Origin of the sequence: Streptomyces sp. NPDC059695, assembly GCF_042733785.1 — a bacterium.
Lineage (GTDB): Bacteria > Actinomycetota > Actinomycetes > Streptomycetales > Streptomycetaceae > Streptomyces.
Genome location: NZ_JBHWFF010000007.1, coordinates 252,026 through 273,643, shown reverse-complemented (window position 1 = coordinate 273,643; position 21,618 = coordinate 252,026). Strand labels below are relative to the sequence as shown.

Genomic DNA, 21,618 nt, shown 5'->3' with positions numbered 1-21,618 from the left:
GCAACCCGGTACGACAAGACCGCCGAGTCCTACGAAGCGGCCGTCACTCTCGCATCACTCCTGATGTGGGCGTGACATTTGACGACAGAACCTAGGGGGTTGGACGCATCCAGGAGTGGCATGAATCCCTGGACGAAAGAGAGGGAAAGCATGCCGATTCCCCTGATCGCCGCAGCTGGACTGATCGCGAAGATCGCCCAGAGCGTCTACACCTGGAGCACGAAGACGCCTCAAGGCCAGGCCACCATGGCTGCGGCGACCGCGGTCGCCGCATACCAGCAGAACAAGACGAACCCCCACAGCAAGTGGACGGAGACCGCCACCGAGGAAGCGACCAAGCGAGTCGGGGAGCACATCGTTCGCCCTGCGGCCGACAGCCTCTACAAGCACATACGCAACGATCTCAACAAGCCCTGATCTCACGGGGCGAGGACAGCTTCTGAGCTGATGTCCGTCACCGTGTGGGCCCGCACCTCGGGCCCACACGGTGTGCGGGTCCGGACACACCCGGAGGCGTCTGCTCTCTTCCTCAGTGCACAGCGCGGGCCGCTGCGGCCCGTTCACCGCGCGGTACCGCGCTGTTGCGCCTGGGCGAGCCGACACGAACGTCGGTCACGTGGCGGGCCGGCCTCGATGTGGAGTTGCTGCTGCGCGGGCGCTTCTCTCCCGGCTGTGTCCGTGCGACCGGTCCCGGAACGGGATTCCGCACGTGCGGCGGTGGTTCGGTCAGAGGCCGTTGGTGAACAGCAGCCGGTTCGGGCCGTTGCCGCTCAGGTTCTGGACGACGTCCTTCGTGGACTTGTCGGTCAGGAAGGTGAAGACCTCGGCCGGGAGCGCGTTGGGGTGTTCGGCCTTGTACAGGGCGGCGACTCCGGCGACGTGCGGGGCGGCCATCGAAGTGCCGTCGAGCGCGACGCTGCCGCCGCCCAGTCTCGCGGAGACGATGTCCTTGCCGGGTGCGTAGAGATCGAGGCACTCGCCCCAGTTCGAGAAGTCGGTCTCCTCGTCGAAGCGGTTGGTCGCGCCCACCGTGAGGACGCGAGAGGCTGACGCCGGGGAGACCCGGCAGGCGTCGATGTTAGAGTTGCCGGCCGCGATGACCGGCAGCACGCCCCGGTCGGACAGCGCCGTCGCGGCGTCGTTGACCGCCTGGACACGGTCTCCGCCCAGGGACGCGTTCACTACGGCCGGCTGCTGGGCGTTGCGGGCCACCCAGTCGAATCCCGCGATGATGCCCGACCACGGCCCTCGCGAGTCGCAGCCGAGGACCCGGACGCTGACCAGGTTCACCTTGCGCGCCACGCCGAACGTCGTGCCGCCGACCGTGCCCGCCACGTGCGTGCCGTGGCCGTTGCAGTCCGCACCGTTGCGGCCGTCACCGATCGCGTCGAAGCCGGGCCTCGCCCGGCCCCCGAACTCGGGGTGCCCGAACGCGATGCCGGTGTCGATGATGTACGCGGTCACGCCCTGGCCACTGCCGAAGGCGCTGAAGTCGTTGTCGAGCGGCAGAGCCCGCTGGTCGATCCGGTCCAGCCCCCAGGACTGGGCCGGCGACTTGGGCTGAGCCCCTCGTACCGCAGCGGGCAGGCCGTTCGCCCACCCGTCCTCCTGGACCGACTCCACACCCGGAGCCTTCCGGACCGCCTCCAGCTGCTGCGAGGTGAGGGGCGCGGCGAACCCGTTGACCGCCTGGGTGTAGGTGAACGTCGGCTTCAGTCCCATCGGCGCGGTGAACTTCGCCGGATCCAAGGTCTTGCCGAGGGTGACGATGTAGCGGCCCGGGATGGCATCCGCCGACTTCAGCAGCGGCACCGGAGTCGGCTCCGGCGGCGCCGTGGAAGCGGAGGCGGAGCCGACTGCTACAGAGCTGAGGGTGAGAGCGGCGGTGGCGCTCAAGCGCACGGCCGTGGCGAACAGACGCAAGGAGGACTCCCTGGGGTGCGGACGGTTCGATGGGCGGCCGTGCCCGGCACCGGTGCGGACACCTGGGACACGGCCATGGTCTGCATCGGCTGGCTCGCGCCCGCCGCTTGAGCCGCCCGCCGCCGCCTGGCCCATGCCGTACACCAAGCACACCCTGGTCGCGGAAACGATCACTCTCTCATCGCGCAACGTCCCTTGCCTCAGGCATGGACGGCCCGGCGAATCCACCCGCACGAATGACACTGCGCCCACGCTCTCAGCACGTCGTGGGCCTGCGAACTGCCTTTGGCGTGGCCAGCCGGCTCGCCCTCGGTAGCGGGAGTTCCGTTCTTGCTCCGGCAGGTGACAGCGCTGATGCCCTCCTCCTTCTTCTCCGGCCGGGCCGTACATGTGACGTGCTGGTGGGCCCGGTTATGGTCGAGTCGACCGCGACCGTCCAGTCGAGGCACCGGGCGTGTCCCTTGCTCGTCGGTGAGCGGGCATATGCGCCCGCTCGTGGTCACCGCGGGCGGTAGGCGGTGGCCAGCACAGAGACAGTGACCCGATCAGGCAGGACGCCGCCGGCAAGGTCTGCTGGACTCACGTGGCGTGCGCTCGGCGTCATCCCCACCAGATCCAGGGCATCCAGCTTGGTCAGGGGAACGGCGTACTCCACCTGCTCAGTGACGACGGTCTCGAAAAAGGGGTTGAGCGCCCGGTGCAGGCGCTGTTCCTTGGCCGGGTCGACCGTGACCATCGCAGACATCCGGCCACGCAGCTCTGCCAAGTGCCGCCCGGAGGGTCGGACCACGATCAACCGACCGGTCGGGCGCAGCACGCGGTGGAACTCGGCCGGGTTGCGCGGGGCGAACACGTCCAGCACGACATCGGCCGCCCCGTCGGCCAGCGGGAAGGGACGGAACAAGTCCCAGGCCACCGCGGCGGCTCGGTCGTGGGCACGGGCCGCCAGCCGCAGTGCCCGCACCGATGTGTCCACCCCCAGGCCACGGGCGCCAGGCAGCTGGTCGAGTACGCCGGCCAGGTAGTAGCCCGTGCCGCACCCCACATCCACCACCGTGCCCTGCTCGGACTGGGCATCGACCGCCAGGCGGGCCCCCACTTCGAGGATGGGCGCATAGGCGCCGGTTGACAGGAATCGGTGCCGCGCCTGGACCATGGCCGCGTCGTCGCCGCTGGTGGCGCGGGTTCCCGTCAGCAGGCTGGCATAGCCGTGCCGGGCGATGTCGAAGGTATGGCCCACCGGGCAAAGCAATGCACCGTGGCCGGGGCGCAGGCGGCGCGTGCGGCACGTCGGGCAACGCAGCAGATCGAGGGACAGATCGAGGGCAGGGGGAAGCGAGACCGGCACGAGGCACTCCTGGCAAGGGTGAAGGGAAGGGATCGTGCCTGCGCGGTCAGAGCGTCCGTGCCTCTACGAAGAACGGGCAGCATCGGGACGGGACTCGCGCAGCAGGCACACCGAGGAGGGCGGCGCCGTCCGGCGTCGCCCTCAGTGCCTTCCCCTTACAGGAAGCAGCAGTGCGGGGTGCTCATGAATGCCACGTGATCAGTCTACGAGAGCGGCGGAGACCCTCATGCCTCAGTGGCCAGGAGCAGTTGGCAAACATGGCCTCACGGGTGTCCGCCACCGGCCGCGGAGCCCGCTCCCTCGCCAGCAGCGGACGGAGCCACTGGATGACCCGGAGGACGTCGCCGGCGCGATACGGAACGGCGGCGCGAGCTGCCGCATCGTGAGGTTCGTGCGGTAGTACACGGCACCAGCAGTACCCGGGCCGGCAGCGACAGACATCACGGCCGGCCGTCACCGGGCCCGTACCCGCCCCGTTCGCGCGCGTACGGAGGAGCAGGCGGTGCGGGGGCTCAGGCTTCCTGGCCCGTCGCTGCGATGACGATCTCGCGAACGGTGACGTTCGGCGGCTGGCGGTAGGCATAGACGATGGCCTCGGCGACGACTTCGGGGGCCAGAGCGCCGCCTGCGGAGGTCTTCCATGCCTCGTAGTCGCGCTTGATCTGTTCGTCGCTGGTGTGGGAGAGCAGTTCGGTCTCGACTGCACCGGGAGCGATGGTGACGACTCGCACGCCCTTGACGGAGACTTCCTCCCGCAGGTTCTCCGAGAGGGCGTGCACCGCGAACTTCGTCGCGACGTACGCCGTGTGGTTCGGGAAGGTCTTGCGGCCGGCGACGGAACTGACATTGATGACCGTGCCACTGCCTCGGGCCACCATGCCGGGCAGCACCGCCCGCGTGCAGTACAGCACTCCCTTGATGTTGAGGTCGATCATGCGGTCCCACTCGTCCACCGGCTGATCGACGATGCGACCCAGCAGCATGGCGCCCGCGTTGTTCACCAGAGCTTCGACCGGTCCGTACCGCTCCTCCGCTTCGTGCACCGCCTGTTCGACGGCCGCACGGTCGGTGACGTCCACGCGGCGGCACATCGTGTCCGGCAGGTCGAGCTGCTCCAACCGGTCCACTCGCCGAGCGAGCAGCAGAAGGGGATGGCCCAGGCCTGACATCAGCCGCGCGGTCGCCGCCCCGATCCCCGAGCTGGCGCCGGTGATGACGATCACGGACTCGGCCATGGCGCTTCCCCTTCGTCGTGAGGCGGGCGTCCTCGCGCCCCCGGTCCAGGTAACCACCCGCAACGGCGGCGCGCCCTGGCGGGACGACAGGCGACCCGGCACTCCCCGTCGGCGGAAGCGGCCTGGTCGGCGCGGTGCGTGTCCTGGCAGGAGGCGGTCGCCTCGCCGTATGCGTCGGCTGCCTCTGTCCGGTGCTCTCGGTGGCGCGGATCGATGATGCTCCGGTGTGACGCTGTGAGCGTTCACCCCACGCTCAACCAAACGGGTGATGGCGCTCGCCATGAGGCGTTGTCGGACCTCGTCAGTACACGCCGATGCCCTGGTGGCTGCCGCTCCCCTATCGCCCGTCCCGGTCGCACCGGCTGGATTGACCAGCCGGGCCGAGAGGTTCGTCGTGTGTGAGGGCATCCGTGTCGCCCGGCATGACATCGAGCGTCACCGCGACGTCTGGATCGAGCACGGTGTCCCGGCCGGGGAGGTCGATCGTGCCGTGGCCTTCGACGACCGTCGGGTCGGGATTCAGGGCTACCACTGGGCACCCTTGCACGCGTGTGCAGAAGGCTGGATGGAGTCCTTGGCCTTGGCCTGCCATGCGAGACGCTGGGCCAGGAGCATCACGAGGATCACCGGCGAGGCCGTCGGCTCCTTGGGCCTCGAAGGGTACGAGCCGGTACCTGAGGTGCAGGGCTTGACCGACACCTGGTGGCGGGGCAAGGACTCGCTCGTCGCCCTGTACCGGGGCGAGGCGGTCGCCATGGACGCTTCAGGATGCCTTGAAGCCCATGTCTACGGTGGCCTCGACGAGTGGGGTCTTCACGGCGGCTCACGATCAGTCGGCGCTGCCGAACCTCCCCACTGGCCGGACGAGTCAGGCGCGTATGCCGAGCTCGTCCAGGACGACCGGTGGAGCCGGTCGGTCGCGGTACGCGAGGGTGGATGTGAACGGTGCCGAACCGAGCGAAGCGGCGTGCGGCGACCAGTCAGTCCTCGTCACCGTTTGTGTAGCGGGAACGCGCCCAGAAGGGCAGGACGAACCAGCAGCACAGGTACCAGGCCACGACTCCGGCCACCAGCCACGGTACGTAGGAGTCGTGCGTCGCCACGCGCAGAATCAGGAAGAGCGAGCACGTCAGAGTGGCGAGGAGCAGTACAAGACCCGTGAAGGTGAGCCGCGAGGCCCATGCGACGCCGTGGGGCTTGAGGTTGCGTCCCGACACGATGCGGTGAAACGCCACCGGTGCGATGAGGGCCCCGGTGGCCAGGGAACCGAGCACGACCGTGATCAGGTAGATCGTTTTGTCGGTCTGTCCCAGACCCCGGAAGGTCGGTGTGAAGACCACGGTGAGCAGAAAGCCCAGCATGATCTGGACTCCGGTCTGAGCGACCCGTATCTCTTGCATGAGCTCGGTCCACCGGCGATCCGCACGTTCTTCGTGCGTCTCGTCACGGGTCGTTCTGTGTTCGTCCGTACCGCTCACGTCTGTCGCCTCGGTCGTAGCCATGGCGCCCGTCTGCCCCGACCTGCGACCGCCAATCGTTACGGTGCTCGATGCGGACACGTGAAGGGCCCAGCGAGGTGGCGGAGTACCTGCGGTCGTGGCCGGCCTCGAGGTCAGGGAGTCGACCGAGCCCGTTGTCCTCGACGAACCACGAGCTAGCGGGCGCCGCGTCGGCGGCGGGCGCGCTCGAACTCGGCGACGTCCGATATCCAGGGACCGTGCTGTTCGAGGGCGGCACATCCGCCGCGTACGAAGGCGCTCACCAGGTTCCGGTAGCCGCTGATGCCGTCGACCAGTCGGTACTCGACTCGGTACTGAGGCTCTGCCGTGCCTTCGCCCCGGCGCACCGTCGTGATCCGGGCGAGGGAGTCCGCGTAGAAGTGGAGCTGGATCCCTTCGCCCATCTCCTCGTCCTCGATGGTGAACACCTCGTTGTCCCCGGCGGAGCGATCCTCGACGAAATCCCAGAACTCCGCGGCCGCGGTGCGGCGACCGTCGTGTCGCCACTTCCTCTCGACGTCCTTGTCGTCAGTGAACGTCAGGGCAGTCTTCCCCCTGCTCCCGCCCGGGTCGGTGCGGGGGCCGGCGGCCTCCTCGGCGTCTTCTACGGGGGTATTCCTGGAGCGGTCCGTCGCTTCCGAGCACATCAGGAAGCTCACGGAACGCACCGCGTCGTCGACGAGCCCGGGGTGGGCGCGGCGCACGGCCGCTTCGGTGGTCGCCTTCATCCGATCCCAGTCGCGTCGGTCCGTGCCGCGCTTCCCCCGTCGTGGATCGCGGCCGATCCGCATCCCGGCGCATGCCTGCTCAGCGGTGGCGATCACTCGCATGACCTCGGGCAGCAGCGCGGGCTCGACGGCATCCGGGCTCCGCTTCGGAACGCTCGCGCCGTGCAGGTACTGGCCCGTGTACCTCAGAACCGCGGTGTCGAGCGGACCGAGCACCGTTCCGCGCTCGGCGCGACGGCGCCGCGCGTGGTCCTCCTGAGCTCGCTTCCCGTTCGGCGTCTCCGTCGCCGCGTGCATCGCCGCGCACACCTGACCGCGCTCGAGCAGACCGATGTCGGCCCCGTGGGCGACGAGACGGCTCCTGTCCCATCGGATGCGCCGGAAGAACGCGTCGACGTCCGCAGCCGGGGCGAGGAGAATCGGGCCCAGGAGCGCGACGGCGGCGTCCTCATCGAGCCGGCCGCGGGTTCCGGCGTCATCGCACAGTGGAAGGATCGCACTCCACAGCAGCAGGTGCCGGGCGAGGTCCTCCTGGATCACCGCAAGATGGGATTCGCCTATCGGGAACGTGAAGGTGCGGGGCTCGTGGTTCGCGTCGGCCCCGGCACCGAGCATCAGCTTCAGTTCGCCGGCCTCGCGGATCACGCTCGGGATCCAGCCACTCATGCGCGTGAACACGATGTCTCTCATGGGCTCAGCCTTCCGCCGGGCCGCTGCACCGGCTTGCCCGGGCGCCGGAACCGTTCCACGCCGCAGCGTCCGTTCACGACCATCGCGCACATGCGATGTCGAGACGCGGGTCGGTGCGCACCCAGACTTCGCCCCCGGCGGCGCCGGCCGGCGCCTCGACCCGTTCGATACCGAGGAACTCGATCAGCTTGAGCAGTGCGGCTCGTTCCGCTCGGTCCTCGTCCGTGCCATGCGAGTCGAAGAAGACATAGCACTGGTCGCTCGGGTCCACAAAGCCTGAATTGGCCCAGATCCGGGCGACCTCCTCGATCGCTTCCGCTTCCGTCGTGATCGCGGCGGCGCGGGCCGATCCACGAGTTTCCGGTGACGCGTCGAGGTCCCCAAGATCGGAGAACCACTGGCCGAAATGGTCGAGACCGGCATATCCGTTCTCGAAGAACAGCATGGCGCTCGGGAGGTAGCGGTTGGCCCTGTCGACCCGGAGGTGTTCCGACCGGTGCCGGTCGGCGTTCTCCATACGAGAGATGACGCCTTGTCCGGGCTTGAGTACCAGGCTCTGCCCCGACGCATCATCGGTGATGGTGTAGGTGTCGGAGTCTCGATCGCGGAAGAACGCGGAGAACGCTACGTAGGCTTCCTGAGCGTCGCCCACGGAGACGTGCTGATCGCTGCCGTCGCCGACTGCGAAGACGAACTCTTTCGGTCCGGGTGCGTAGAGGCGCGCCATATCTGTCCTTCGTTCGCGTGCGACGGCGCCATCAGCCTAACGGCCCCCTTTCGCACTGCCTGGGCCCGGGCCGTGCCCCCCTCCGGTACTGGCTGAGGCGTCTGATGCGGCGGGCAAACGGGAGGCAGCGCAGGAAGCGATGGGCGACACTCTGCCAGTGATCGTGATGCAGCCCGTCCTGGAGATATACGACCCTCAGCAGTTCGGCCTGTGGCCCGTTGAACGAGGTGAGCCGTTCGCGTACATGGCGCTCCACGGTGAACTGACTCCCACCGAAGTCGGGACAGCGGTGATGCGCATCGCTCAGTGCAACGACATCGACCCCGATCCCCATGCGGGGGATGACCGCCCGCCTCGGCCGTCGGACCCTGTTACGTCGTTCCTGCACGGACTACTCACCTTCGACACCCCCTTCGCGGCCGGAGGCCTGAGGGTCATCGACACCTCTACCGGCGTCACCTTTCTTCCGGGCTGCTGCAATGGGCTGGAGGACTGGCGTGCCTGGGACACGGTCGCAAGTGGCAGTGGTTCCGCCTCCTTCGGCCATGACCCTGACCCACTTGCCGAACGCGTGGGCGACACCGTCCGACTGACCGTCGACGTCGAGCAGAGCGACAGCCCGGTCATCGAGATGCGAGCCGGCGAACTGCGTCACCTCCTGAGCGGAGTCGAGCGCGACCTGGCGCGCTTTCTCGTTCTGGCATCCGGCTGGGGCTCCGGATATCTGCGGGACAGCTCTGCCCCCGTCATGGCCGCCCTCGCCCGCGCTCTCGATATGCCGCCGCCGGTTGCACCGCCAGGCCATTAGGTCCTCTCCAGTCGATCCCGTTCGCAGCCACATGGACAGAGCCTCTGCTGTGGGGATCCGCTGCGGCATGGCGGCCTCCTCGCAGGTCGTGCAAGACGGCCCGTCACAGCGGACCTTGTCCGACAGGTCGCGAGGAAAGTTCTCGCGAGGCTTCTCAGGAGGCCGGACCGAAACCTTGATGGTGCCACGGTCGACAGCGAGGTCCTGCTCTGGGCAGCGGCGGACCAGGAGACGCGGTCCGTCGCGCGGCTGCGGCGCCTTGCGGTGGCGGTCGGCTGCGCCGGTCTGTGCGTGCCGGTGCTGTGGGGACTCGCCGACGCCTCATGGGCGGCCTCGGCTGCTGTGGCCCGCTGGCGGAGGAGGTCCGGCAGCGGCTGACGGCGCTCGACACCGGTGGGAATCCCGAGCCGGGAGCCTGACCCGGGTCACCCTCCCAGTCGGCGTCGCGGGACGCCGACCGGGAGGCGCGAGGAGCGGGGCTCAGTGCTCGCAGAGGGAGAACTCGGGCTCGTAGAGCCGCTCGTTGTGCTCGTCGACGAAGAACTTGCGTTCCTGCATGCACTGTTCGCGGAAGGCTCGGGCCTGGCCGAGGGGCATGGTGGGGATGGCGGACCACGGCTGCTGCAGGGGCACGTCGAAGGTGGAGACGAGGCTCTCCGAGGGGTCGACGAGGGAGAACACGAGGATCTCGCGGTGTCCCGGGCGGGCAGGGACGGCGAGGCGGAACGAACCGACGCGGTGCAGGTAGACGTTGGGGAAGGCCAGGCAGCGGCCGGCCGGGGTGGAGGACGAACCCGGGAGCTGGTTGAGCGCGTCCTCGCCCTCCAGGCCGAAGACCCCCACGGAGACCGTTGTCGTCGTTCTGCTCGTATTCGGGGTCGTCGAGGGTGGCCCGGAAGCTCAACCGGCTTTCGGTGATGTTCTCGCTGTCCCAGGAGGAGATGCCGGTCGAGAGGATCCGCTCGTTGAGCATCCCCTCGACATGCCAGGAGCCGCCGGCGTTCTCGGGCTTCTCCAGGGTCGAGTGGATGGTGGCGAGCTTGACGATGACCTGGAGGCGGCGGCCGCGGGGGGGCGTCGGGCACCTCGGGCGCGGTGAACGCGAGGGCGTCCGGGACGACCGGGCGCGGTTCTCCCACCACTCCTCGTGGGCGTCCGCCCACACGCGACGGGATTCCGCGTAGGTCGCGTCGTCTTTGAAGGAGGCCCTGACCGGATGGGCGGGCTCCGAGTCGTACCACCCGTACGGGTCGGCCGCGATGCGCGGGCGTCCTCCAGGACCCGGACCGCCTCGCGGAGCCAGGGCGCGAGATTGTCGTCGATCAGCGTGTCCGACTGCCACACGCCGTCGACGGCGGACACCTCGACGCCGGTGCGCGCGTCCCGCAAGATCGCGTGGTGCGCGAGCTCGGCCAGCACGTACCGCACCTGAGCCTCGGTGAGGCCCTGCTCCATCGCCTCACGCGTCCACCGGGCGACGATGTCGGGGTCGTGCATCTTGTCGAACCACCCCGCCTTCGCCCGAAGGGTGCGCGCTGCACTCTGTCATCTGAAGCTCGCGGAGCGTCCGGGGTGCGGCGAACGTCAGGGAACGCGCGGCTTGGAAGGGCAGCGGGAAGGCAGACAGCCGGTCAATTCTCTCGGCCCACACGGGTCGTTGTGCGGTGCCGGGAAGGATACTTCGCCGCACTGACACCACCGGGGCGGTCCCCGCGGTCCCGCTCCGGACGGGCTGTCTACCCTCGGGTCATGGAGATCGACTGGACCGCGGAGTACCTGCGCCTGACGCGGGGGCACCGCCACGAGCGGCTGGACCCCGAGGTCGTGCGGCGGGACGGGAATCCGCTGGAGCGGCGCCTGGCGGAGGCGGACGTGCGCGAGGCGGAGCATGATCTCGGGATCACGTTCCCCTCCGAGTACCGCGAGCACCTGCTGCGGTTCGGTGACGTCGGAAGTCGCTTCAGGCAGCTGTGGCGCGGTCCGCGGGGCTGGGGTTGGTACGGCGACGTCGACACCAACTACGACCTGCTGACGCAGCCGTTCCCGCACCCCGACTCGTACCGTGCCTACGACGAGGAGCACGACGAGCGCGAACCGCCCCGGGAGGACACGGCGGCGTGGGAGGCGTGGGATTCCGAGGGCGGGGTACTCCACGAGCGGGTGACGGCCGGCGCGGTGTTCATCCAGGAGGGCGGCTGCGGCTTCTCCACCCTTCTCGTCGTCACGGGCCCGCACCGCGGCGAGATGTGGTTCGACGGCAGGGCCAGTTGCGACCGGATCCTCCCGCTGAGGCTGGGCGGCCGGCCGGTCACCTTCGCAGACTGGGTCGACCAGGGCATGAGCATGACGCCGTGGTGAGACGGGGCGCCTGACGGGTCCGGGTGCCGGTCAGCCGCTCTCGCCCGTCTCCAGCGCGGCATCCGCCCCCGGCCCGAGAGGGGATGGTCGCCGCTGCTCGGTGCGGCCCGCCGGGATCCGTACCGTCGCGACGACGACCCTAGAGGCCACGGCCCCCAGCGCCGCCGCGACGACGAGCACCGCGTTCGGGCCGGAGGCGAACGCCTCACGCACCAGGTGCGCCATCGCGTCGCGGTCGGCCTCTGGTCGGCCGGCCACCACCGCCCGCGCCTAGCGCTCAGCGCCACGGCCGCACCGTGCGGGTCCGGGACCCCGCCGTCGGCTCGCAGGACGGTCTCGGTCCGCCACTGGCAGATCACGCCGAACACGGCGATGCCGAGGGCGAACCCCAGCGGGCGGAAGGTGTTGACCGCGCCGCCCACGGTGCCAGCAGGTGGACGAAGAAGGTCCACCGCCGGTCCAGGCACTGGGTGAGGAGTCCGCCGACCAGGCGCCCGGCGGCGGCCACCGAGTTGGTGGCGCCCCACACGGCGAAGGCCAAGCCCCGGTCCCGGCCGCCGTAGTGCATGCCGAGCAGCGCGATCGTCGTATCGACCCGTACGTCGCCCTCGACGGCCCTGACCTGCTACAGCTGATCCCCCACGGTGGCCGGTTCCGGAGGATGCATCCCGCCGCCGTCCTTGACGTCCGTTTCACAGGTCCGTCGGTCGTAGGACTGGTCGTTCGGGACGAACAGCACTCCGGCAACCTGCTCAGGATGCTCGATGGCGAGCCAGCCGTCGCCCGTGCGGGTACCGTCAGGCTCGGGCCAGGCCCCGGACGAATGGATCGTCTGGCACCCCAAAGCCACGCGCTTCTTGTCGACCGCGCAGGCATCCACCGCAGGGCCGGAATGTTCTTCGGCGCCCTCGAAGCGGTAGTCGAAGTGGACCTTGTCGCCTCTGGACGGCTCTTGCGGGTGGGGCTCAAGGCGCCAGCCGACGACCTCGACGGTGACGCCGAGACGCTGCCCGTACGTGTGTACGATCTCCACCCGGGCACCGGCCGTTCCGCGCTCCGCCGTGGTGTCGGTGCAGACCCAGGACGAACAGCCGGACAGGGCGAGCACCACGAGCGCCAGCGGGGCAACGGCGAGTACGCGTGCGGGTAACAAGGCGATGGTCTCCTGTCAGGGTCGGGCGGAGCAGTGTATCCGGGAGCCCTCGGGCGGCTGCGGATGTGCCGCGGGGATCGCCCAGTTCTTCGGCCGGGACGTCCTCGGCCTTGCCGCCGGTCCAGGCGGCGCCGACCTGGTGCAACTCTTCCGCTGCCCGCGTACTCACGGCCCGCGCCTCGAACGCCGATACCTCCTGAAGTGGAGGCCGGCGGCTCGGACGGAGCGCGGGGGCCATCCCCCCTGCCGTGCCTGAAGCGCCGTTGGTCCAGTGGGAGCACGCACTCCCCAGCGCTGTGGCGGAGGACGACACGCTGCCGGCTGCTCTGATCGCCCGCATCGACGCCTGGGGCAACGCCCGGATGGCGGAGGGCGGACGCTGCGCACCGAACTACCAGGGCGCGCTGTCGATACCGCCCGGCTGGCGAGTCGGCGGTTTCCCCAGCTGGGCGTCCACGGGACCAATGGACGTCGTCTGCGAATCCTGTGCGGCACCGATGCGGGTTCAGCTGACGGCCGGGGGCGACGAGATGGACCCCGACTCGGGAACTGTTCCTAGGACTCGCCGACATTCCCCACCGCAACCAGACACAGCCGTTCCCCGAATTGCCGCCTGCGGCGGCTTCCGCGAGTCGCCTACGCCTTGTCACGGAGGACTGGACGGCGACGAGCGGGGAGCGTTCCCCGCGACGCGGCCCGCTTCTTCCCCTCGGCTGAGGCGAACTAGAGGCACTACTGAACGACGAGCCGCTCCACGCCGATCTGAGTCGGATAGTAGGTAAGGAGAATCTCGCCGACCGCAGACTCGGCGTAGGTGTTGACGACGGACTCGGCCATGATGGGCCTGGCTCCCTCGTTCAGCTCCTCGGCGAGGAAGGAATGCCCCGGAGGGGGCTCCTTCTGCCCTTGGTGTTTCTGGTACCAACCGGCCCATGAAGCTTGCGGGTCATACCCGGGGGTCTTCGAGTGCCATGTCGGGCACACTTCGTTGAGGCCCCAGGCGAACTGGCGGTAGGCGCTTGCGGCACCCCGGTCGTACACCTGGAACACCGCGCCGGGACTGCCCGCCGTGGATCCAAAGTAGATCTTGAGCGATTCCTCGCGCTGTTCGTCTGACGGAAGCACGTCCGACAAGGTGTTCTCGTTCAGGACCACCCTGCCCTTACGGGCGCCTCCGTAGAGGAACTCGGGGTGGAAGGAGGGATCGCACGTCGTCACCGCGTACGTCCTGGCAGCGTTGTTCTTGTCGGAGATCACCTCGACCCAGTACTGCTCCCTGGGGCGGTAGACGTTCGTGACGAACGGGCCACCGCTGTCGAGTGCCCTTCGGAAGACGGGCGGACCCAGCTCCTTCTGGAACTTCTCCAACGTGTAGCCCGCTCGAAGCTGGCTGAGTTTGCGGTACTCCGCGGCATGCCAGTCCGTTCGAGACTCTCGCAGGACGGTGACAGCCGTGACGAGAGTGCTGACCGCGGTCAGCAGATTGGACAGGAAGAAGACGGAGACCAGCAGGATGTTCCGCTTGGTGAACGTGCTGAGCCGTTCACCCGCCGTCCCGCTCCTGCCCTCCGCTTCGGGCCCTTCCGAGTCCTCCACAGCCACTCCACGAGCGTGTCAGCCCCGATCTGCTCCCCGTACCCGACCCTAGGCCTGGAAGCGGACCGGCGCACGAGCTCCTCACCCAGTCGACTGACCGACGGCCCCGTCACCACCTGCCTCGCCCAGGCCTTGGCCGACGCCCGCAACGGCTGCCCTCCCGGATCCGGCTCGGCCTCACCGCCGTCGCCTTCGGAGACTCCGCCTTCCTCAACCCCCTCCTGCGCGCCGACAAGGCGCTCCCCACGCTCGTGCTGACCGGCACCTTGCTCCACCACCTGCACTGCCTCATCGCTCTCAGCAGCATCACCGGCCTCTGCCACTTCGACGCCCGTTGCGGGAGCCTTGGGCGAGGACTGGCGTCGGACCCCGTTCCGTACCTCGTGGAGGGCGTTCACCGGGCCCCGTAGGACTCTGCGGCCCGCCACGGGCATCAGACCAGCGCTGGAGTGGGCGCGGACAGGTAGGGGGAGATGTTGCGCCAGGCGCGCTCGACGTACTCCTCCTTCTCGCCGACCGGGGCGACGTAGTGCATCGCGTCTTCCGCGGCGTCCTTGCCCTGAAGACGGGCGATGATCCACGCGGCGAGGTACTGCGAGGCCAGGCAGCCGCCGGCCGTGGCGGTGTTGCCCTGGGCGTAGAAGGGCTGGTTGAGCACTTCTACGCCGGCTGCGACCACCCAGGGCTTGGTCGTCAGGTCGGTGCACGCGGGGATGCCGTCGAGCAGGCCGAGCCTGGCCAGTACGAGCGCGCCGGAGCACTGTGCCGCGATGAGCTGGCGCGTGGGGTCCAGGCCGCGCAGGACCTTCATGATCGCCGGGTCTTCGACGACCTCGCGGGTGGCGATGCCGCTGCCGACGATGACCGCGTCGGCGGCGCACGCGTCCTCAAGGGTCGACATCTGCTCGATGACAACGCCGTTCATCGACCTCACCTTGGGGCTGGGGGTGGCGATGGTGACACGCCAGCCCTCGGTCTTGACGCGGTTGAGCACGCCGAGCGCGATCAGGGAGTCGAGCTCGTTGTAGCCCTCGAAGGTGAGGATGGCGATGTGCACGGCGACTGCCCTCCGGATGGGTGAACTGGTTGACCCTGACGGTAGGAAGCCGCGACCAGGACGGTCAAAGAATTGTCATGGATACAATTCCGGTCATGGCAGCTCCGCGGTACAAACAGCTGGTCGACACCCTCGCTGCCGACATCCGGTCGGGACGGCTCGCCGCGGGTGCGCGCCTGCCGACGCACCGCCGGCTCGCCGCCCGCGAGAACATCGCCGTGGTGACCGCGACCCGGGTGTACGCCGAGCTGGAAGCGATGGGCCTGGTGAGCCGGGAGCAGGGCCGCGGCACCTTCGTACGCGACATCACGGTTCCCGCCGGGCACGGCATCGATCAACAGGCGGTCGCCGCGGACGCGGTCGACCTGAGCTTCAACTACCCCTCGCTGCCCGGCCAGGCCGATCTCCTCCGGCACGCTCTGCGCGAGGTGGCCGGCTCAGGTGACCTCGACTCCCTGCTGCGCTACCAACCGCACGGAGGGCGCCCTCAGGACAGGGCCTCGATCGCACGGCACCTGAGGCTCCGGGGCATCACCACGGACGCGGAGCGGATCCTCATCGCGGGCGGCGCACAGCACGGCCTGGCCATCACCGTCATGGCCATGCTCAACGCAGGCGACGTCGTCGCGGTCGACGCGCTGACCTATCCGGGTTTCAAGGTGCTCGCGCATGCCTTCCATCTCGACCTGGCCCCCGTCCCCCTCACCGCCGACGGACCGGATCTCGACGCCCTGGAGAGGCTGTGCGCGACCCGGCCCGTGCGTGCGATCTACACCATGCCCACCCTGCACAACCCGCTGGGCTGGGTCATGCCGGCCACCGACCGCGCCCGCCTGACCGAGATCGCCCGGCGGTACGGTCCACTCATCATCGAGGACGCCTCCTACGCCTACCTCGTCGAAGACCCCCCGCCGCCGCTGGCCGCCACGGCCCCGGACGTCACCCTCTACGTCTCGGGCCTCTCCAAGAACATCGCCACCGGCCTCCGCGTCGGTTTCGTCGTGGCCCCGCCGTCCGCCGTGCCGTCACTCGAACGTGCCATCCGGGCGACCACGTGGAACACCCCCGCCCTGACCACCGCGATCGCCTGCCGCTGGCTCGACGACGGGACGGTGAACCGCCTGGAAGCGCAGAAGCGAGACGACGCCAGGGCCCGCCAGACCGTCGCCCGAGAGGAGCTGGCGGGTCTGCGCCTCATCAGCCATCCGTCGTCCTACTTCACCTGGCTGCCGCTGCCCGAAGACGCACGCGCCGACCGCCTGACCGCCGCGCTCGCGCGTCAGCACATCTCGGTGTCCACCGCAGAGCCCTACAGCACCACGACCCACACACCACAGGCCCTCCGCCTCGCTCTGGGCTCGACCGATCTGGACCGGCTGCGATCGACGCTTCGGACGGTGCGGCACGTGGCCATCGAGGACTCGTACGCCTGAAGTCCGCGCGCGTACACGGTTCCTGGGCGGCACGGAGAAGACTGCCAAGGCGTGGCGTCGTCCGTCCTGACAAAGAGGGCGGGGAGGGCGGCCCCGGTCTTGGGACCGCCCTCCCCTTTCGGATGCTCGTTACGGCTTGCGCCCGCACCAGGCCACGAGGCGGTCGATGGCCGGCGCATCCGGGTCGACGTCCACGGCGGCCCCGAACGGCGCACCGTCGCGCGGCCCGGCGGGCAGTCCCCGCTGCATGGCGGCGTAGGAGATCGCCACGAGCTCGGCGTCCCAGTCGGGGAGTTGGCCGGTCGCGGTGGCGATGTCCCAGGTGTGCACGGTGAATTCGGAGGTCCAGACGGCGGCGGCAGCAGCACCCGGAATGCTGCCGAAGGGCAGGGTCAGCGTGCGCTGCAGGATCGCGGGGTCCGCCCACGCCGCCTCGACCTCTCGCACTGCGGCGTCCCATGCCTCCTGCCACTCGGTGTCCGCGAGGTCGTCGGCGGTCGTGGGGAGACTCGTCACGTCGCCGCCGCGTCCGGCGAAGGCGATCCGGCGCAGGACGGCGACGAGGTGCTCTGCGAGTCGACGGACGGTGAACTCGGTGCAGGGCGTGGGCCCGTCGAACTGCTCGGGCCGGACCGCGGCCACGGTACGTCCGGCCAGTGCGATGGCCTTCAGCAGTGCCTGTCGGGGGTCGGCGGCGGCGTCAGGGGCGTCAACGGAATGAGGGGTGTTCTGGATCTGCGTCATGGCTTCATCCTGGACGCCGAATAGGTCAGATTCTGGCCTATTTCCTGGAGACGTCAGTCGGTATGAGGGCCGATCTGCTGCTGCCGGAAGCGGCGTGCGGACCGTTCAGTCGCCGCTGTAGCCGTAGGTGGTCCAGTTGTCGAGTACGTACTGCTGGAGCGCCGGCGGAAAGGAGCCGCGGAAGGAGGCGGTGGTACCGCGGAAGTCTTCGGGAAGGAGACAGTCGGTGATGGACTTGCCGCCCTTGGCCGCGCGCACCTCGTCCGGGGTGAGGTAGGGGACCATCGGGATGCCCGGGGCATCGGGGAAGTAGTGCTCGCCCGTCCCCGGGTGGCAGCGGGTGGCCATCGCCCACACCACCTGGTCGATGTCGGTGATGTCGATGTCGTCGTCCACCAGGATCACCTTGGGGACCAGCCATCCGGCGTGGGAGCCGAACAGCACCTTCGCGATCCGGTCGATCAGCTCACGGCGCGTCAGCCCGAGCCGCCTCCGCCGTTCCCGGTCGATGCTGAGGACGATCCAGCAGGTGGCGGCCTCGTAGGAGCACCAGGCCAGCTCGATGGGCAGGCCGGCGGTACGCAGCACTTCGAGGGCCGCCGCCGAGATCATCGTGCCCCAGATGGTGTGGTTCTCCTCCGGAGGGAGTCCGGCGACGCAGACCGGCAGGACCGGGTCGTCGCGCCAGGTGACCGCCTCGACGCGGAAGACGGGCTGCTCCTTTCCGTCCGGGAACGCGTACCCGTGGTACTCCCCCATCGGTCCCTCGGACGCCGTGGCGTCGCCGTCGATGTACCCCTCCAGGACGATCTCGGAGTGGGCCGGGACGAACAGGTTGTTGGTGCGGGCCCGCACCACCTCGACGGGAGTGCCGGTGAGGGCACCGACGTAGCCGTCCTCGCTGACACCTTCGGGCAGCGGCATCCCGGCCGCGGCCAGGGCGGCCGGCGGGGCGCCCAGCACCATCGCCCACGGGGTGCGTTCGCCGCGCCGCCGCCACATCTCCCGGATCATGCCGATGTGCTGCTGGGGCATGACGGGGCCGACCAGGGAGTTGCGGTCGTGCAGCATGGTGCGGGCGACCGACCAGCTGGTCCAGGTGCCGTCCGGGCTCCGCACGATGTGGAACCCGTAGGTGCCCACGTAGCGTCCGCCGTCTTCCTGGTGCAGCAGCGGTACGGGGAGCGTCTCCAGGTCGACGCCGTCTCCGATGCGGACGTTCTGCTGGCAGGGGCCCTCGGGCACGACGACCGGTGCCAAGGGCGGTGCGCTCATGGCGGCGACCAGGTGTTCCAGGATCGTGCGCGGGTTCGCGGTACGCGGCAGACCCAGGTGCGCGGCGAGCCGGCCGTACCGGGTGCGGGGGTCGCGGTTCAGTCCGGCGGGTGCCCCGAGTATCCGAAACCCCGGGGCGGTTCCGGTGAGGGAGGTGAAGAGGGGTGCGGGCGACCGCGTCTCGTAGGCCCGGCGCGTGACCGCCCCGACTTCCAGGTGGGGGTCGACGGTCTGCTCGATGGCCACGGCATCCTTGTCGGCCAGGAGTTGGGCGAGGAAGGTGCGGAAGTCCAGGGCGGGGTCGGTGGACTGGCTCATGGTGTGGGGTCGCTTTCTTCGGCCGCCTGCGGGCGGGCCGGGCAGTTTGAAGGGTGTCGAAGTCGCGGGGCGGTCGCGCGGGGCGGTCGGTGGCGCCTGCGCGGATCGGCTAAACGGTTCGTTCGGCGCCGATCTGGCGGATCAGTCATGTGGTTCGTTCGGCACGGACTTGGCTGATCGGTCACGCGGTCCGCTCACTGCGGCCGTCGCCGATCGGTCACATGCTCCGTTCAGAGCGGCCGTCGCCGATCGGTCACGCGGTCCGTTCCCCGCGGCCGTCGCCGATCGGTCACGCGGTCCGTTCCCCGCGGCCGTCGTCGATCGGTCACGCGGTTCGCGCTGCCCGCATGCCGTTCCAGCGGCGGGCGGAAGGGGCCGGAAGGCCGAGCTGGTCGAGGATGCGCGTGACGATGTGGTCCACGATGTCGTCGACGTCGTGCGGGTGGTTGTAGAAGGCGGGCATCGGCGGCACGATCCGGACTCCCATGCGCGCCAGGTCGAGCATGTTCTCCAGGTGGATGGGGCTGAGCGGAGTCTCCCTGGGGACCAGCACCAGGGGCCGGTTCTCCTTCAGGGCGACGTCGGCCGCGCGCTGTACGAGGCCGCTGGCGTAGCCGGCGCGGATGCCGGCGAGGGTCTTCATGCTGCAGGGAACGACGACCATGGCGTCGGTACGGAAGGAGCCGGAGGAGATCGAGGCTCCCTGGTCCTCGGGGTTGTGGACGACGTCGGCGAGCACGGAGAGGTCCCGGGCCGTCCGGCCGGTCTCCAGCTCGATGGTGGCGCGGGCCCACGGGGTGAGGACCAGGTGCGTCTCCACACCCGGGTCGTCCGCGAGGCGTTCGAGCAGGCGCAGTCCCAGGGGGGCTCCTGTCGCCCCGGTCATGCCCACGATGATGCGCCTACGGGAAGCCCCGGGAGCTGCGGAGCCCTCCGGGCGCGCATGGGGTTTTTCGGTCACCTCGATTGTCCTGTCAGTTCGATTGGACCCCCACGGTTCGAGGGCCTGTGTACTGGTCAGGCTAGGTACGGTCAGGCAGGCGTCCGGGGTACTCTCGGGCAGATCATGAGCAGAATCGGACAACTCCACGACATCGCGGACTTCCCCTTCCCCGTGACGCCGGGCGGCCCTCCGGGCATCGAGGTCACCGACCTCGCCGGGTGGCGGGCCCGCGTCGAACGGCTGGGCCGGCGCGCCGGGACAGCGGTGCGACCCGGCTTCCACCTGCTGGTCACGGTCCGGTCCGGCGCCCTGGAGTGCGACGTGGATCTGACCGAGTGCCGCATGGACGCGGGCTCCTGGCTCTGGCTGCGTCCGGGCCAGGTCGTCCGGCTGCGGGGCGACGCGGTGGAGGAGGGTCTCGAAGCCCGCGTGTCGCTGATCCTCTTCCAGCCCAGCTTCCTGGACACGGCGACCGTCGCCTCGGCCCGGCTGGACCGCCGCGCGTGGCGGCTGCCGCTCACTCCCCCGCCCGGCCCGAGCGAGCCGATCACGCAGACGCTCGACCTGCTGGAGGACGAGTACCACCAGCTGCGGAACCTGCCCCTGGAAGTACACGTCGAAGTGGTCCGTCACCTGCTCGCGGTCCTCGTGCTCCGCCTCTCCCACCTCCCGGGCGGCCACCGCCGGCAGACGGCGGGGGACGAGACCTTCCGCCGCTTCCAGCAGGCGGTGGAGAACGACTTCACCCGCCTGCACCAGGCCGAGCAGTACGCCGCCGGACTCGGCTACAGCGTCAGGACGCTGACGCGCGCCAGCAACGCCGCCGTCGGGCGCGGCGCCAAGGCGTTCATCGACGACCGGCTCGTCCTCGAGGCGAAACGGCTGCTCCTCCACACCGACCTGCTCACCGCGACCGTCGGCGAACGACTCGGCTTCCCCTCGGCGACCGTGTTCACCCGCTTCTTCCGCAAGCGCACCGGCGAGACCCCGGCCGGGTTCCGAAGCCGGGCCAAGGCGCTGCGCGCCGGAGAGGGGCGGTGAGCGCCTCGCGCGGTCCTGTCGCCTCCGATCGGGGCCGCGATGCGAACCGCCTTGGCGGCGTGCGGGGGCCGTCCTGTGCGGCGCCGCCGTCGTGTGCGGCGATCGCGGACTCGGCCTCCGGCGGGGCCTCGTGGCGCGTGGCCGGGGGACGTGGCTCTAGGGTGACGGGAGGACAGGGGGACTTCCATGGTCATGACCGTGATGCTGGACTCGGCCGATCTGACGCTGCGTCCGTGGGAGCCGGGTGACGCCGACGTGCTGGTGGCACTGGCCGGCGACGAGGAACTGCGCCGCTGGACGTCGCATCGGGTCGACGGGCCAGAGGACGCGGAGCGCTGGATCGCGGGACAGGAGGCGGGCTGGAAGTCCGGTGAGCGACTCAGTTTCGCCACCCTGGCGGCTGGTCGGGTCGTGGGGCACATCGTCCTCACGCCGTCCGGGGACCGACCGTGCGGCGAGATCGGCTACTGGACCGGGGCTCCGGCACGGGGCCTCGGCGTGGCCTCCAGAGCCGTGGAACTGTTGACCGCCTGGGCCTTCGACACGAAGACGGGTCCCGGCCTGAGCCGTCTGGAATTGATCCACAATGCCGGCAACCCCGCCTCCTGCCGGGTGGCGCAGAAGACGGGCTACGCCTTGGAGAGCATCCTGCCGCCACGCGGGGCACACGAGACGGAGGGGCACCTCCACGCGCGCGAACGCGGAGCCGCGCCTCGGTCGTGACGCCGCGCGCCAGGCGGGG

21 protein-coding genes and 3 pseudogenes are annotated in these 21,618 nt (G+C 69.7%); 7 read left to right on the top strand and 17 right to left on the bottom strand.

Features of this window, described 5'->3' with window-relative positions:
- Nucleotides 1–150 precede the first annotated feature (150 nt).
- Nucleotides 151–417, top strand: a complete 267-nt coding sequence (locus ACFV2S_RS12040) for a hypothetical protein (protein WP_385556709.1) — start codon at nt 151–153, stop codon at nt 415–417.
- Nucleotides 418–726: 309 nt separating this feature from the next.
- On the opposite strand, the gene ACFV2S_RS12035 is transcribed toward ACFV2S_RS12040, so the two are convergent.
- From ACFV2S_RS12035 to ACFV2S_RS12020, 4 genes and pseudogenes are all read right to left on the bottom strand, one after another.
- The gene (locus ACFV2S_RS12035) at nt 727–1,923 is read right to left on the bottom strand and encodes a S8 family peptidase (protein WP_385556706.1); all 1,197 of its coding nucleotides are present in this window, start codon (nt 1,921–1,923) and stop codon (nt 727–729) included.
- Between the two features lie 499 nt (nt 1,924–2,422).
- On the bottom strand, nt 2,423–3,271 hold the full coding sequence (locus ACFV2S_RS12030; RefSeq protein ID WP_385556703.1) for a methyltransferase domain-containing protein: 849 nt from the start codon (nt 3,269–3,271) through the stop codon (nt 2,423–2,425).
- 271 nt (nt 3,272–3,542) lie between these two features.
- Nucleotides 3,543–3,753: pseudogene (locus ACFV2S_RS12025) on the bottom strand (transposase family protein); the annotation flags it as partial.
- A 30-nt stretch (nt 3,754–3,783) separates the two neighbouring features.
- A complete protein-coding gene (locus ACFV2S_RS12020) occupies nt 3,784–4,506 on the bottom strand; it encodes an SDR family oxidoreductase (RefSeq protein WP_385556700.1) in 723 nt (240 codons plus the stop codon).
- Nucleotides 4,507–4,786: 280 nt separating this feature from the next.
- Here ACFV2S_RS12020 and ACFV2S_RS12015 point away from each other — a divergent pair.
- Nucleotides 4,787–5,329: pseudogene (locus ACFV2S_RS12015) on the top strand (hypothetical protein); the annotation flags it as partial.
- Nucleotides 5,330–5,486: 157 nt separating this feature from the next.
- Here ACFV2S_RS12015 and ACFV2S_RS12010 read toward each other — a convergent pair.
- The 3 genes from ACFV2S_RS12010 to ACFV2S_RS12000 all read right to left on the bottom strand — a co-directional run bounded on the left by ACFV2S_RS12010 (nt 5,487) and on the right by ACFV2S_RS12000 (nt 8,150).
- On the bottom strand, nt 5,487–6,008 hold the full coding sequence (locus ACFV2S_RS12010) for a DUF6328 family protein (protein ID WP_385556697.1): 522 nt from the start codon (nt 6,006–6,008) through the stop codon (nt 5,487–5,489).
- A gap of 152 nt (nt 6,009–6,160) precedes the next feature.
- Nucleotides 6,161–7,423 (bottom strand): DUF6357 family protein, encoded by a 1,263-nt coding sequence (locus tag ACFV2S_RS12005; protein ID WP_385556742.1) that lies wholly within the window; start codon nt 7,421–7,423, stop codon nt 6,161–6,163.
- Between the two features lie 73 nt (nt 7,424–7,496).
- A complete protein-coding gene (locus tag ACFV2S_RS12000) occupies nt 7,497–8,150 on the bottom strand; it encodes a hypothetical protein (RefSeq protein WP_385556694.1) in 654 nt (217 codons plus the stop codon).
- A gap of 166 nt (nt 8,151–8,316) precedes the next feature.
- Here ACFV2S_RS12000 and ACFV2S_RS11995 point away from each other — a divergent pair, with 166 nt between their 5' ends.
- The gene (locus ACFV2S_RS11995; protein WP_385556739.1) at nt 8,317–8,958 is read left to right on the top strand and encodes a hypothetical protein; all 642 of its coding nucleotides are present in this window, start codon (nt 8,317–8,319) and stop codon (nt 8,956–8,958) included.
- Nucleotides 8,959–9,438: 480 nt separating this feature from the next.
- Here the strand turns inward: ACFV2S_RS11995 and ACFV2S_RS11990 are convergent, their stop codons facing one another.
- Both ACFV2S_RS11990 and ACFV2S_RS11985 read right to left on the bottom strand, forming a co-directional pair.
- Nucleotides 9,439–9,801, bottom strand: a complete 363-nt coding sequence (locus ACFV2S_RS11990) for a DUF4246 family protein (protein WP_385556691.1) — start codon at nt 9,799–9,801, stop codon at nt 9,439–9,441.
- A gap of 76 nt (nt 9,802–9,877) precedes the next feature.
- Nucleotides 9,878–10,123, bottom strand: a pseudogene (locus ACFV2S_RS11985) (DUF4246 family protein); the annotation flags it as partial.
- A gap of 584 nt (nt 10,124–10,707) precedes the next feature.
- On the opposite strand from ACFV2S_RS11985, the gene ACFV2S_RS11980 reads away from it, so the two are divergent.
- Entirely contained in the window at nt 10,708–11,316 is a 609-nt protein-coding gene (locus ACFV2S_RS11980; RefSeq protein ID WP_385556688.1) for an SMI1/KNR4 family protein, read from the top strand.
- Between the two features lie 30 nt (nt 11,317–11,346).
- On the opposite strand, the gene ACFV2S_RS11975 is transcribed toward ACFV2S_RS11980, so the two are convergent.
- The 5 genes from ACFV2S_RS11975 to ACFV2S_RS11955 all read right to left on the bottom strand — a co-directional run bounded on the left by ACFV2S_RS11975 (nt 11,347) and on the right by ACFV2S_RS11955 (nt 15,122).
- The gene (locus ACFV2S_RS11975) at nt 11,347–11,541 is read right to left on the bottom strand and encodes a hypothetical protein (protein WP_385556685.1); all 195 of its coding nucleotides are present in this window, start codon (nt 11,539–11,541) and stop codon (nt 11,347–11,349) included.
- A 130-nt stretch (nt 11,542–11,671) separates the two neighbouring features.
- A complete protein-coding gene (locus ACFV2S_RS11970) occupies nt 11,672–11,857 on the bottom strand; it encodes a hypothetical protein (protein WP_385556682.1) in 186 nt (61 codons plus the stop codon).
- Nucleotides 11,858–11,941: 84 nt separating this feature from the next.
- On the bottom strand, nt 11,942–12,469 hold the full coding sequence (locus ACFV2S_RS11965; protein ID WP_385556680.1) for a hypothetical protein: 528 nt from the start codon (nt 12,467–12,469) through the stop codon (nt 11,942–11,944).
- A 732-nt stretch (nt 12,470–13,201) separates the two neighbouring features.
- Complete coding sequence (locus ACFV2S_RS11960) at nt 13,202–14,071, bottom strand: ETEC_3214 domain-containing protein (RefSeq protein WP_385556677.1); 870 nt, start codon at nt 14,069–14,071, stop codon at nt 13,202–13,204.
- Nucleotides 14,072–14,498: 427 nt separating this feature from the next.
- Complete coding sequence (locus tag ACFV2S_RS11955; protein ID WP_385556674.1) at nt 14,499–15,122, bottom strand: DJ-1/PfpI family protein; 624 nt, start codon at nt 15,120–15,122, stop codon at nt 14,499–14,501.
- A 95-nt stretch (nt 15,123–15,217) separates the two neighbouring features.
- On the opposite strand from ACFV2S_RS11955, the gene ACFV2S_RS11950 reads away from it, so the two are divergent.
- Nucleotides 15,218–16,555: a PLP-dependent aminotransferase family protein gene (locus tag ACFV2S_RS11950; RefSeq protein WP_385556671.1), complete on the top strand. Its 1,338-nt coding sequence runs from the start codon at nt 15,218–15,220 to the stop codon at nt 16,553–16,555.
- Nucleotides 16,556–16,684: 129 nt separating this feature from the next.
- Here the strand turns inward: ACFV2S_RS11950 and ACFV2S_RS11945 are convergent, their stop codons facing one another.
- The 3 genes from ACFV2S_RS11945 to ACFV2S_RS11935 form a co-directional block, all read right to left on the bottom strand.
- Nucleotides 16,685–17,299 (bottom strand): TIGR03086 family metal-binding protein, encoded by a 615-nt coding sequence (locus ACFV2S_RS11945; RefSeq protein WP_385556668.1) that lies wholly within the window; start codon nt 17,297–17,299, stop codon nt 16,685–16,687.
- A gap of 105 nt (nt 17,300–17,404) precedes the next feature.
- A complete protein-coding gene (locus tag ACFV2S_RS11940; protein WP_385556665.1) occupies nt 17,405–18,892 on the bottom strand; it encodes a UbiD family decarboxylase in 1,488 nt (495 codons plus the stop codon).
- A 325-nt stretch (nt 18,893–19,217) separates the two neighbouring features.
- The gene (locus ACFV2S_RS11935; protein ID WP_385556662.1) at nt 19,218–19,853 is read right to left on the bottom strand and encodes a UbiX family flavin prenyltransferase; all 636 of its coding nucleotides are present in this window, start codon (nt 19,851–19,853) and stop codon (nt 19,218–19,220) included.
- A gap of 105 nt (nt 19,854–19,958) precedes the next feature.
- Here ACFV2S_RS11935 and ACFV2S_RS11930 point away from each other — a divergent pair, with 105 nt between their 5' ends.
- Both ACFV2S_RS11930 and ACFV2S_RS11925 read left to right on the top strand, forming a co-directional pair.
- The gene (locus ACFV2S_RS11930) at nt 19,959–20,876 is read left to right on the top strand and encodes a helix-turn-helix transcriptional regulator (protein WP_385556659.1); all 918 of its coding nucleotides are present in this window, start codon (nt 19,959–19,961) and stop codon (nt 20,874–20,876) included.
- A 186-nt stretch (nt 20,877–21,062) separates the two neighbouring features.
- Nucleotides 21,063–21,599, top strand: a complete 537-nt coding sequence (locus ACFV2S_RS11925) for a GNAT family N-acetyltransferase (protein ID WP_385556656.1) — start codon at nt 21,063–21,065, stop codon at nt 21,597–21,599.
- Nucleotides 21,600–21,618 lie beyond the last annotated feature (19 nt).